This is a genomic window from Citrobacter sp. Marseille-Q5395 (assembly GCF_947057495.1).
GTDB lineage: Bacteria > Pseudomonadota > Gammaproteobacteria > Enterobacterales > Enterobacteriaceae > Citrobacter > Citrobacter murliniae.
On the sequence record NZ_CAMSEL010000005.1, the window covers coordinates 190,087 to 202,991 of the forward strand.

Here is a 12,905-nt window from a genome sequence, read left to right on the forward strand (position 1 = left end):
AAATTTGAGCTGGCTCGCACAAGCGCTACCTTTTTTAACTTTTGTAATCAGGCCATTCCTTCGTTAAATAACGTTCTTCGAAGATATCTGCCGGAACCGGACGGGCAAACAGGAATCCCTGGGCCACTTCCACTCCCGCCTGCGATAACCACTCTCGCTGCGCTTCGGTTTCGACACCTTCGGCGATCATCTGCAAATCGAGGCTGTGGGCCAACTGAATAATTGCAGTGATCATGCTGCTGTCTTCCGGTAATCCTTCAACAAACATCTTATCGATTTTGAGCACATCTACCGGCAGCGACTTCATGTGTTGCAGCTGTCGAAGCCCCGCATAGCCCATGCCAAAGTCATCCAACGCGATACGTACACCCGCATTACGCAGTGGCCGCAAAATAGCCACAGCGGCGTTCGGATCATCGATATGTCGGCTTTCGGTCACTTCCAGAATCAATGTGCCTGGCTTAATACGATAGCGGTTTAGCAGTTCCAGCAGGTCAGACACCATACTCGGGTGCATCAGTTGCAACGCCGAAAGATTCACCGACAGCGGCAACATCAGGCCGCGCTCCTGCCAGGCGGAAAGCTGGCGACAGGACTCTTCAAGTATCCAGTAGCCGACCGTTATCATCAGACCGCAGGATTCAATCCTGTCGATTAACCCTTCCGGCAGCTCCCAGCTTCCGTCCGGTTGTTGGATCCGCAATAACGCTTCTGCACTCAACATCTTACCGCTGGATATCTCTACCTGTGGCTGTATCCAAAGCGCAAACTGCTGATTATCCAGTGCGGTGAGAATGTCATTCTCTTCCGTTAAACGCTGCTGTGCTTCTTCCATTTGCTGCGGGTCAAAGAACTGAATTTGGTTTTTACCTCTGCGACGCGAGGTTAATGCTGCCGAGAGTGCGCGACTGTATAGCTGTTCAGCACTCAAGTCACCGTAATACATCGCCACTCCAATGTTGCAGTTTGGACGTAGCTGAATGCTTTGAATAGGCAGCCGCTCATTCATGATAGTGAGTACTTGCTGACCTAATGTAATCGCATGCCAGGGTTCCTTCACACCGTGTGCAATAATGGCAAAGTCATAGCCACTCACCTGGGTCAGCACCATTCTGGGCGCCAGCACCGATTTCAGTTTCTCGACCAGCGTTAGCAACAGGATCTCCCGCTGGGTTTCGGTCAATACACCCGCGGTATCACGCAGGGTCTCACAGGCGACAATCATTAGCGCCGTGGTTTGCTGGCGGGTAACGACCTGCTCCAGTAGCCCCATCAGAAAGGTCTTGTTGGGTAGATCAGAAACCGGGAACCGCATCGAATGATCGTTTTGTTCTTCAGTGTAGCGCTGCACCATCTGCTGATTCAGGTTATAGCTGCGCACCAGCATGCCAATCTCATCATCCTGATGCAGGCGTGGTAACGCCAGTTGGTAGCCAATCAGCTGCTGTTGAGGAATATCGTTCAACTCGCGAGCAATTTTGCGTAACGGATGCACAATCAAACGGTTAATGCACCAGGAGATTGCCACCGTCAATATTAAGGACAAAAGTAAGTAAATGGTCACTAACGTTGAGAGCGTGCTCATAACGAATTTGTACATGCGATACGAATCCGCCTGCAGAACCAGATACGCCAGAGGCTGCGGGTTGGCGGAGCGCTCAAGAGAATAGACCGGCAATGAAATCTGTACCGGCAGTTCAAACAGGCGAGTCACCATCACCGGGACGGGGCGTTCGGGAATAAAGCTCATCCGTAATGCCTGAAACTGATTAGGCAGGACAACATCAGCGCGGCTGACCACACCCGCGGGCTGAATTCGGCTTAAAATCGTTTCCGCTTCGGGGATATCCGCTTTCAGAATAGAGGCCGACAGAGGTTCACGGACGGAGCGAGCGATGCTTTCAAGTTGCGTAGCCGTGTTGTAGCGATTCTGCTGTACCAGATGAAACAGCAAAACGGTGCAAAAAATAAAAACAAACACCATGACAACGGCCGCAACCATCGCCATCTGCTTAATTGTTAACGAGCGACTGACACGCAAACTGACTCTCCACGGATAGACGAAACTGCCGTCAGAGTATACCCGATCGTAGCCGTATTAAGAGAGGCGCTATCTGAAAACTTCCCCGCACGCATTATCGCAGCAGGTTAGCCACATAGCGATGGAACTTACCTGCAATAAAGACGAAAAAGGCCGCAAGGTTTATCCCTGCGGCCTGGTCCGGGCGCATATTTCCATTACAGCAGGCTGACGCCCATAAGCCCTGTCACTTTCTGTTACGCAGCCAGTTCACAAACAGACTGGCAGTAATGCCAGCGATGACCGGAGCAACCAGACCGTGCCAGAAGGGAATGCCTAACTGCGCGAGCGTCATATAACCGCCTGTATTGCAATGGCAACTTTTCGCGGCTATTCTTGAATTGTCTGGATTCAAGTTAGCCCCCGTTATGTTGCCGGTTTATACCAAACAACGTGCGGGGGTTTTCTCTTTCCAGCAACCTATGCCGCCAGGGATCAAGCCCCCGCAACATTGCGCCTCACCGGACGAGTCCGGCTTGCCGCGGATTCTACGTCAACAATTACGGCCTATCACCCCACCATAACTCAGTCTGCGTGAAGCTTCGCAATCAGACTTGTACGCGCACATCCTTCATGGCTGGAAAGTTTTTTGCCAGATGGCAACTTTCCTGACAACTTACTAAACAGCGATTTATCTAATGTATTGATATCCATAGGTTCATTTTATGGCACAGCGATTGCTATTTGAGTGTGAGCTGTTCTGTTCCGAATTAAAGGAGATATCATGTCTGACTGTCGTACTTACGGATTCAATACTCAGATCGTTCACGCGGGGCAACAACCCGATCCTTCCACTGGCGCGCTTAGTACGCCTATTTTCCAGACTTCAACGTTTGTTTTTGACAGCGCCGAACAAGGTGCCGCCCGCTTTGCGCTCGAGGAGTCCGGGTACATTTATACCCGTTTGGGTAACCCCACCACCGACGCGCTGGAGAAAAAGTTGGCGGTACTGGAAAAAGGCGACGCCGCATTGGCAACCGCATCCGGTATCTCAGCCATCACAACGTCACTGCTGACCCTGTGCCAGCAGGGCGATCATATCGTTTCCGCCAGTGCAATTTACGGCTGTACTCATGCTTTTCTGTCCCACAGCATGCCGAAGTTCGGTATTAACGTGAGCTTCGTTGACGCCGCAAAACCCGATGAAATCCGTGCTGCCATGCGCCCGGAAACTAAAGTGGTATATATCGAAACGCCAGCCAACCCAACGCTCTCACTGGTCGATATTGAAACGGTGGCTGGCATAGCCCATCAACAAGGTGCATTGCTGGTCGTGGATAACACCTTTATGTCGCCATACTGTCAGCAGCCTCTGCAGTTAGGTGCCGACATCGTGGTGCACAGTGTGACCAAATATATCAACGGTCACGGAGACGTGATTGGCGGCATCATTGTTGGCAAGCAGGATTTTATCGACCAGGCACGATTCGTCGGGCTGAAGGATATCACCGGCGGCTGTATGAGCCCCTTCAACGCCTGGCTGACGCTGCGTGGTGTTAAAACGCTGGGCATTCGTATGGAACGCCACTGTGAAAACGCGTTAAAAATTGCTCGCTTCCTGGAAGGTCATCCGTCTATTACCCGAGTTTATTATCCTGGCCTGCCTTCACACCCGCAGTATGAGCTGGGTAAACGCCAGATGAGTCTGCCGGGAGGAATTATCAGCTTCGAAATCGCCGGAGGCCTGGAGGCTGGCAGACGGATGATCAATTCTGTAGAATTGTGCCTCCTCGCGGTCAGTCTCGGTGATACCGAAACCCTCATTCAGCACCCAGCGTCTATGACACATTCGCCCGTTGCGCCAGAGGAACGGCTTAAAGCAGGTATTACCGACGGACTTATCCGTCTTTCTGTAGGTCTTGAAGATCCAGAAGATATTATTAACGACCTTGAACACGCCATCAGAAAGGCAACATTCTGACCATTACGACCTGAACCGACGCCGCTCGGTTCAGGTCGTTGAGAATCAAGGCACAACAGCCTGGTTATACGCACAATCCTTTTTCAGGGAGAGTGGGTATTTTGGGCAGGGGGTTCTATGCAGGACAACACATTACAATTAAGCAACAATACAGCAACCGCCGTACCATTCTCACAAAAAATACCGTTCACGAAATACGATTTTGGCTGGGTGCTACTCTGCATCGGCATGGCAATTGGTGCCGGAACGGTACTGATGCCAGTACAAATTGGCCTGACAGGTATTTGGGTATTTATTGTCGCATTTATTATTGCCTACCCAGCAACCTATATTGTGCAGGATATTTATTTAAAAACATTATCAGAAAGCGAAACCTGCAATGACTACACCGATATTATTAGTCATTACCTGGGAAAAAACTGGGGAGTGTTTCTCGGTGTCATTTATTTCCTGATGATTATCCATGGTATATTTATATATTCATTATCCGTTGTTTTTGACAGCGCTTCATATATAAAAACCTTCGGGCTGACTGATGCCGATCTTTCACAATCGATCATCTATAAAGTAGCTATTTTTGCTGTACTGGTTGCTATTGCCTCCGGTGGGGAGAAGCTGCTATTCAAAATCTCCGGTCCAATGGTAGTGGTGAAAGTGGGTATCATCGTTGTGTTTGGTTTTGCGATGGTTCCACACTGGAATTTTAGCAATATCAGTGCGTTCCCAGAGGCGTCAGTGTTCTTTCGTGACGTACTGCTGACCATCCCATTCTGCTTCTTTTCGGCGGTGTTTATTCAGGTGCTGAACCCAATGAACATCGCCTACCGCAAACGGGTGTCTGACAGAATACTGGCTACACGCATGGCCATTCGCACCCATCGAATCAGTTACATTACGCTGATTGCGGTGATCCTGTTCTTCTCGTTTTCATTTACCTTTTCCATTAGTCATGAAGAAGCTGTATCGGCCTTCGAGCAGAATATTTCTGCGTTGGCACTGGCGGCTCAGGTTATTCCAGGACAAATCATCCATATTACCTCAACGGTATTAAATATCTTTGCCGTGTTGACTGCATTCTTCGGTATTTATCTGGGGTTCCATGAAGCGATTAAGGGCATTATTCTTAACGTACTAGGGCGCGTAATCGACGTTGAGAAAATTAACCCGCTGGTTTTAACTCTGGGTATTTGCGCGTTTATCGTAACAACACTGGTTATTTGGGTGTCATTCCGCGTGTCGGTGTTGGTATTCTTCCAGATGGGCAGCCCACTTTACGGTATCGTTTCGTGCATTATTCCGTTTTTCCTGATCTATAAAGTGACGCAACTGGAAAAACTACGCGGGCTGAAAACCTGGCTTATCCTGCTGTACGGAATTTTGCTGTGTCTGTCGCCGTTATTGAAACTGATTGAATAGTCCGCATTGTGCGCCGTCAAATCCTGGCGGCGCTTAACTCACACTCTCCAGTTGATAGCTGCGGATTTTATTCAGTACCGTGGTATGAGATACCCCCAACGCTTTGGCAATATGCCGCGACGAGACATTTTCTTCAACCATCTGCTCGATTAGCTGACGCTCAGCGTACTGAACTTGCTCTTTAAAAGGGCGCTCGGCATGGACCTGCTTAGCCGATGGCATATTTGTCATCCCCAAATCCTCTCTGGTAATAACATCGGATTCCGCCATCAGCATCAGACGAATAATAGTGTTTTCCAGCTCGCGAACGTTTCCCGGCCAGGCGTGATGATGCAATGCCTCAAAACAGGCTTTATCCAGAATCAGACGTCGCTGGAATTCCTTTGCGTATTTCTGCACAAAATGGCGAATAAGTTGGCTGATATCCTGCGGGCGCTCCCGTAAAGGAGGAATGGTGAGGGAAAGCACGTTAATACGATAATAAAGATCGGCCCGTAGCAGGCGTTGTTCGACCATTTCCTCCAGATTTGCGTTGGTTGCCACAATAATGCGCACATTTACTGGAATAATTTGTGCCCCACCAACGCGACGTATCCCGCCATCCTGAAGAACACGCAGCAATTTAGCCTGTAAACTCAACGGCATTTCACCAAATTCATCCAGAAACAGGGTGCCTTTATCAGCCATTTCAAACAGCCCCTTTTTACCTTTGCAGTCAGCACCGCTGAAGGCCCCTCTTTCATAGCCGAAGAATTCACTTTCCATCAGCGCCTCTGGTAACGCTGAGCAGTTAACGGGAATAAACGGGTAAAAGCGCCGATGCCCGGAATTATGGATAGCCCGGGCCAGCAGCTCTTTTCCGGTACCGGTTTCACCCCGGATTAAAACGGTATATTTGCTATCCGCGATTCTGATCGCCTTTTCAATCAGCAACTGCATGCTCTGGCTGCTGCAAATAATGTCTGAAAAATAACGCGGGCGAGTCAGATCCGGTGACGATAGCCCTGCAATCTCTTCAGAAAGCCAGGCAACGTTAATAATATCAGTACGCTGGTTTAAACGAGATTCAACGCCAGAAATATCCTGCAGTTGACGACACCACGACTTAATCAGGATCCTGCCCGTCGTCACTTTCATTGAAATGATATTAATGTCACAGAAAGAGAACTCCTTAAGAACGTCCTCAACCATAGACAGGCGGTCAATTGTTTTAATATCCCAGCGTATCGTAACCACATTTGCTCCAAATAGTTAGCAACTGCGAAGTAGATATTTCTGTGATGCTTACAGTACTGAACACATTCTAGCCGACACGGCAGAATGTTCTGCCAATAACCTCACACTGTGGGGATAAAAACAAAGATATAAAAAACCGGAGCACAAGGCTCCGGTTATCAGGTCATAACCCACGTTTATTGCTGTGGGTTCTCATCCTGGTCGACGGCAAAGCATGCCACCAACTGACCACCATAGTCTTTAAGCTGGGGTTGTAGCTGAGTACAAGGACCAAAACGACGGCGGCAACGGGCATTAAACGCGCAGCCCGGCGGTGGGTTCAATGGGCTTGGCAGCTCGCCGGTCAGCTTAATACGCTCCCGGCGGTCATCCGGGTTCAGCCGTGGCGTCGCGGAGAGCAAAGCCTGCGTATAAGGATGACGCGGATTATTGAAGATTTGATCCTTGGTTCCTTTCTCCACACAGCGGCCGAGGTACATCACCATGACTTCATCGGCAATATGTTCCACTACCGACAAATCGTGGGAGATAAAGACATAGGACAGCCCCAGATCCTGCTGCAGATCCATCATCAGATTCAGTACCTGTGCGCGTACGGATACGTCGAGCGCGGAAACAGGTTCATCGGCAATCACCACGTCCGGATCAAGCATCAGACCACGGGCAATCGCGATGCGCTGACGTTGACCGCCGGAGAACATATGCGGGTAGCGGTCATAGTGCTCAGTTTTGAGACCCACTTTCGCCATCATCGCCAGCGCTTTTTCACGACGCTGTTCTTTGCTGAGCGAGGTGTTGATCAGCAACGGCTCCTCCAGAATCTGCCCCACTTTTTTACGCGGATTCAGAGAACCGTACGGGTTCTGGAACACAATCTGGATTTTCTGTCGACGCAGTTTTTGCGCCTGCGGGTCGTGTTTAAGCAGATCCTGTCCCTGGTAATACAGCTCACCGCCGGTTGGAACTTCAATCATCGTCAGCAGGCGACCGAGCGTCGATTTCCCGCAGCCTGACTCTCCGACCACTGCCAGCGTTTTACCGCGTTCAAGGGTAAAAGACACACCGTCCAGCGCTTTCACCAGGCGCTCCGGAGCGAACATGCCCTTCTTCACCGGATAATGTTTTTTCAGGTCAATTGCCTGCAACAATGGTTGTTGCGAGGTGGCAACATGCGTACTCATAGCCCAGGCCTCCCGGCATCATCGAGTGGGTAATGGCATTTCGACTGGCGACCGTCGCCCAATATGTTCAGCTCCGGTTCAACGCTACGGCACTTATCCGTTGCATACGGGCAGCGCGGGTTCAGCAGACAGCCGTTCGGACGATCGTACTTACCCGGAACCACGCCCGACAGCGATGCCAGGCGCGCTTTATCCTGGGCAAACTCCGGTAGCGCACGCAACAATGCCTGAGTGTACGGATGCCGAGGAGCGCGGAAAATATCGTGCGCAGCCCCGGTTTCCACCACCTGGCCGGCATACATCACAATGATTTTGTGCGCCGACTCAGCCACCAGCGCCAGATCGTGAGTAATCAACACCAGCGCCATATTTTCTTTCTGCTGTAGCTCCAGCAGCAACTCAATGATTTGCGCCTGGATGGTCACATCCAGCGCCGTTGTCGGTTCATCGGCAATCAGCAACTTCGGACGGCAGGCAATCGCCATCGCGATCATCACACGCTGGCTCATACCACCGGAAAGCTGGTGCGGATAAACATCCAGACGCGAGGCGGGATCGGGGATGCCCACCAGCGTCAGCAGGTCAATCGCCCGCTGAATGCGGGTTTTCTTGTTACCACCCTGATGTACCTTTATGGCTTCCATAATCTGGTAGCCAACGGTATAGCATGGGTTCAGGCTGGTCATCGGATCCTGGAAGATCATCGCCACTTCTGCGCCCACCAACTGACGGCGCTCTTTCTCAGAGATACGCTTCAGGTCGCGACCGTTAAACTCCAGCGCCTCAGCCATTACGCGGCCAGGGTAGTCAATCAGCCCCATAATCGCCAGCGAGCTGACGGATTTACCCGAGCCGGATTCCCCCACAATGCCAACCACTTCACCCTGGTTTACACTGTAGCTAATGCGGTCTACAGCGCGGAATTCGGAACCCACATCGCCGAAGTGCACTGATAATTTATCTACATTTAATAACGCCATCTCGAACCTCTTACTGCTTCAGTTTGGGATCGAGCGCGTCACGCAGACCGTCACCCATCAGGTTAAATGCCAGCACCGTCAGCAGGATCGCCAGACCTGGGAAGGTCACGACCCACCATGCACTTTGCGCGAACTGCAACACGTCGGAGAGCATGGTGCCCCACTCCGGCGTCGGCGGTTGCGCACCCATGCCAAGGAAGCCAAGCGCGGCCATATCGAGAATGGCGTTAGAGAAGCCGAGCGACGCCTGAACAATCAGCGGCGCAAGACAGTTAGGAAGAATATTAACGAACATCTGGCGCATCGCTCCGGCCCCCGCCACACGGGAAGCGGTAACATAGTCGCGGTTGACTTCCACCAGTACGGCGGCGCGCGTCAGACGCACATAGTGTGGCAATGCCACAAACGTCAGCGCCAGCGCGGCGTTACCGATAGACGGACCAAATACCGCTACCAGCACCAACGCCAGTAACAGGCTCGGCAGCGCCAGCATGATATCCACTACGCGCATGATGATGTTATCAACAATACCGCCGAAGTAGCCCGCAACCAGCCCCAGGACCACTCCCATCATCAAGGAGAGTACTACCACCAGACAGCCGACCAGCAGCGACAGACGAGCACCGTACATCAGGCGAGACAACACATCGCGCCCTACGTCATCCGTACCAAACAAATGCGCCATCGTACCGCCTTCCTGCCATGCAGGCGGAGCCAGCAGCGTATCGCGGAACTGATCAGCCGGGTTGTACGGCGCGAGGACGTTTGCAAAGACCGCAATCAGGATCATCACAACAACGTATACCAACCCAACAACCGCACCTTTGTTGCGTTTGAAATAGTGCCAGAACTCCTGCAACGGGGTCATGGGCACCGGTGCAGTAATAACTTTATTTTCAGTAACCTGTGACATGATGGCCCCTTACTTCTTATGCCGAATACGCGGGTTCACCACGCCGTACAGCAGGTCTACCAGCAGGTTGACGAGAATAATCATCGTCGCCACCAGCAATACGCCGCCCTGCACAACCGGATAATCACGGCGTTGCAACGCATCAATCAGCCAGCGCCCCAGACCCGGCCACGAAAATATGGTTTCGGTCAGGATTGCCCCTGCCAGCAGCGTACCGACCTGCAGGCCGATAACGGTCACGACGGGCAGCATGGCATTGCGCAGCGCATGAATGATGATTACACGCATCCGCGTCAAACCTTTGGCGCGCGCAGTGCGAATATAATCTTCACCCAACACCTCCAGCATTGACGAACGGGTCATACGCACTATCACCGCCAGCGGAATTGTCCCCAGCACCATCGCAGGCAGGATCATATGCACCACGGCATCAATGAAGTTGCCCTCTTCACCCCAGATGGCGGTGTCGATCAGCATGAAACCGGTGAGTGGATTGGAATCATCAAGGAACACCATGTCGCTTACCCGCCCGGAAACAGGCGTCAGATTCCACTGCACGGAGACCAGCATGATCAGCATCATGCCCCACCAGAAGATAGGCATGGAGTAACCGGTCAGCGCCAGGCCAACTGCGGTATGGTCGAAAATGGAACCACGCTTAACAGCAGCGAGTACACCGACTGGAATTCCCACTGCGGTAGCAAAAATCATGGCGCAGACGCCTAACTCCAGCGTCGCTTTAAAGCGAGGCACAAACTCTTCCCACACCGGTAAACGGCTTTTCAGTGAGATACCCAAATCGCCATGCATCACCCCCCAAATATAATGGAGGTATTGTTGCCACATCGGCTTATCCAGACCGAGTTCAGCTAAGAGTTGAGCATGGCGCTCAGGGGAGATACCACGTTCACCTGCCATGATCATCACCGGATCACCGGGGATCATATGGACGAAGGCAAAGGTGAGAAGAGTGATACCGATAAACGTGGGGATGACGAGTCCCAAACGTCGGAGAATGAACTGCAACATAACCCGGATTCTCTCTAATGACGTGCAGCCTGGTGACAGCACGTCTGTATTGCTCACAAATCTTATCTCCCCCTCAAGCGAGAAGGAGATAAAGCATTACTGCCAGATCGCGTTACGCGGGTCCGACTTAACGGTACGTAACGCGGCCTGGCTTGCTTTTAATTATTCGACAGAGACATTTTCGAAGTGGTGTTTGCCTAATGGATCAACCACATAGCCTTTGACTTCTTTACGCACCGGCTCATATACGGTGGAGTGAGCGATAATCAGTGCCGGAGCCTGGTCATGCATCACCACCTGAGCCTGTTTGTAGAGTTCAATACGCTTATTGTGATCGTCGGTCGCACGCGCCGGCTGAATCAAATCTTCAAACGGCTTGTAGCACCAGCGAGAGTAGTTGGAACCATCTTTCGCTGCTGCACAGCTGAACAGCGTAGCGAAGAAGTTATCCGGATCCCCGTTGTCGCCGGTCCAGCCCATCATAACGGCCTGGTGCTCACCAGATTTGGCGCGCTTGAGGTACTCGCCCCACTCGTAGGTGACAATCTTGGCCTGAACGCCAATTTTCGCCCAGTCAGCCTGGATCATCTCAGCCATACGGCGTGCGTTCGGGTTGTACGGACGCTGTACCGGCATTGCCCACAGCTCAACAGTGAAGCCTTTGTCCTGACCCGCTTCTTTCAGCAGCGCTTTGGCTTTCTCTGGATCGTAGCTGTAGTCTTTAACGTCATCGTTGTAGCCCCACATAGTTGGTGGGATCAGGTTTTTCGCAGCAACACCTGCACCCTGATAAACGGCTTTGATGATTGCTTCTTTGTTCACCGCGTAGGTCAGCGCCTGACGGACTTTCACGTCATCAAACGGTTTCTTCTCGGTGTTGAAAGAGAGATAGCCAACGTTCAGACCCGCCTGCTCCATCAGATTGATGTTTTTATCCTGCTTCATACGTGCGATATCAGCCGGATTCGGGTATGGCATTACCTGGCACTCATTCTTCTGCAGTTTGGCATAACGCACAGAAGCGTCAGGCGTAATGGAGAAGACCAGACGGTCGATCTGCGGTTTGGTGCCCCAGTAGCCTTCGAATGCTTTATACAGAATACGGGAGTCTTTCTGGTACTGCTGCAGCTGGAACGGACCGGTACCGATTGGGTTCAGATCCACTTTCTCCGGGGAGCCCGCTTTCAGCATGTTGTCAGCATATTCTTTGGAAAGAATAGAGGCGAAGTCCATAGCCAGGTCCGCAAGGAACGGCGCTTCAGGACGCGTCAGCACGAACTGAACGGTTTTATCGTCAACTTTCTTCACTTCGCTTATCAGGTCTGGCAGGCCCATTCCTTCGAAGTATTCATAGCTGCCGCCAGACACTTTATGGTACGGGTTCTGAGCATTTTTCTGACGATCGAAAGAGAACACCACGTCATCGGCGTTAAAATCACGCGTTGGTTTAAATTCTTTATTGTCCTGCCACTTCACACCCTGACGCAGGTGGAAGGTATATGTTTTACCGTCTTCGCTGATTTCCCACTTCTCAGCAAGGCCCGGAATAACTTCAGTCGTACCAGTTTTGAATTCAACCAGGCGGTTATAAATCGGCACTGAGCTGGCGTCATAAGTGGTACCAGAGGTGAAAAGCTGTGGGTTAAAGCCTTCAGGAGATCCTTCTGAACAATAAACCAGAGTTTTAGCCTGTACGCTTGCTGCGACGGTCATAGCCACCAGGCTCAGACCAAGCTTCAGCATCCCTGACTTCTTCAAGGAAATACTCATTCTTCTGCTCCAAATGTGATGTTTGTTGTTTTACCCTTTGCAGTGGGTTTGCACCGCCTGGCCTTTTTTGTTTTTTACCCGGCCGGGTCGGCGTTAAGAGGATAGGGATTCCGTTCACATAAGCGACTGAGTTGCAGTGCGGATTCTCCATGAAATGCCCCTCATGCCCTACAATCTGTCAACAGAATGTGAAAACGTCAATACAGGTAACCGTGATTTACACCAAGGGTGAGAATTCGCAAACAAAGATTAAAAAAAGTGCAGACTGATATTTTCAGCAGGGAAATTTGTGCTACGCGCACTATGCCAGAATAAATATCTTCATATTTAACAACATTTGGTGATTAACATTTATGCAGATTATGAAAAATTTCTAAAT

General features: G+C 51.2%; 11 protein-coding genes. 2 read left to right on the forward strand and 9 right to left on the reverse strand.

Translation table 11 applies throughout. The features are described from left to right. Positions 1-34: 34 nt before the first annotated feature. Positions 35-2,041 (reverse strand): biofilm formation regulator HmsP, encoded by a 2,007-nt coding sequence (gene hmsP / locus OH663_RS07115; RefSeq protein ID WP_200011327.1) that lies wholly within the window; start codon positions 2,039-2,041, stop codon positions 35-37. A 226-nt stretch (positions 2,042-2,267) separates the two neighbouring features. Beyond that, positions 2,268-2,375, reverse strand: a complete 108-nt coding sequence (locus OH663_RS07120) for a type I toxin-antitoxin system toxin Ldr family protein (protein WP_200011319.1) — start codon at positions 2,373-2,375, stop codon at positions 2,268-2,270. 429 nt (positions 2,376-2,804) lie between these two features. Between OH663_RS07120 and megL the strand changes: the two genes are divergently transcribed. Continuing rightward, positions 2,805-4,001, forward strand: a complete 1,197-nt coding sequence (megL, locus tag OH663_RS07130) for a methionine gamma-lyase (protein ID WP_045448656.1) — start codon at positions 2,805-2,807, stop codon at positions 3,999-4,001. A gap of 117 nt (positions 4,002-4,118) precedes the next feature. Then, positions 4,119-5,417, forward strand: coding sequence for an SLC5/6 family protein (locus OH663_RS07135; protein ID WP_045448658.1), 1,299 nt, complete (start codon positions 4,119-4,121; stop codon positions 5,415-5,417). Positions 5,418-5,450: 33 nt separating this feature from the next. Here the strand turns inward: OH663_RS07135 and OH663_RS07140 are convergent, their stop codons facing one another. The 7 genes from OH663_RS07140 to OH663_RS07170 form a co-directional block, all read right to left on the reverse strand. Further along, the gene (locus tag OH663_RS07140; protein ID WP_045448660.1) at positions 5,451-6,653 is read right to left on the reverse strand and encodes a sigma-54 interaction domain-containing protein; all 1,203 of its coding nucleotides are present in this window, start codon (positions 6,651-6,653) and stop codon (positions 5,451-5,453) included. Between the two features lie 176 nt (positions 6,654-6,829). Then, positions 6,830-7,834 carry a dipeptide ABC transporter ATP-binding subunit DppF gene (gene dppF, locus OH663_RS07145; RefSeq protein ID WP_200011317.1) on the reverse strand — a complete coding sequence of 335 codons (1,005 nt, stop codon included), beginning with the start codon at positions 7,832-7,834 and terminating at the stop codon, positions 6,830-6,832. Continuing rightward, positions 7,831-8,814, reverse strand: coding sequence for a dipeptide ABC transporter ATP-binding protein (gene dppD / locus OH663_RS07150; protein ID WP_045448664.1), 984 nt, complete (start codon positions 8,812-8,814; stop codon positions 7,831-7,833). Before dppD ends, dppF begins: the two co-directional genes overlap by 4 nt. Positions 8,815-8,824: 10 nt before the next feature. After that, positions 8,825-9,727, reverse strand: coding sequence for a dipeptide ABC transporter permease DppC (dppC, locus tag OH663_RS07155; protein ID WP_045448666.1), 903 nt, complete (start codon positions 9,725-9,727; stop codon positions 8,825-8,827). A gap of 9 nt (positions 9,728-9,736) precedes the next feature. Continuing rightward, positions 9,737-10,756 carry a dipeptide ABC transporter permease DppB gene (gene dppB / locus OH663_RS07160; RefSeq protein WP_045448668.1) on the reverse strand — a complete coding sequence of 340 codons (1,020 nt, stop codon included), beginning with the start codon at positions 10,754-10,756 and terminating at the stop codon, positions 9,737-9,739. Positions 10,757-10,918: 162 nt separating this feature from the next. Continuing rightward, positions 10,919-12,526 (reverse strand): dipeptide ABC transporter periplasmic-binding protein DppA, encoded by a 1,608-nt coding sequence (dppA, locus tag OH663_RS07165; RefSeq protein ID WP_045448670.1) that lies wholly within the window; start codon positions 12,524-12,526, stop codon positions 10,919-10,921. After that, positions 12,441-12,677 (reverse strand): hypothetical protein, encoded by a 237-nt coding sequence (locus OH663_RS07170; protein WP_162604169.1) that lies wholly within the window; start codon positions 12,675-12,677, stop codon positions 12,441-12,443. The genes dppA and OH663_RS07170 overlap by 86 nt, the downstream gene beginning before the upstream one ends. Between the last annotated feature and the right edge of the window lie 228 nt (positions 12,678-12,905).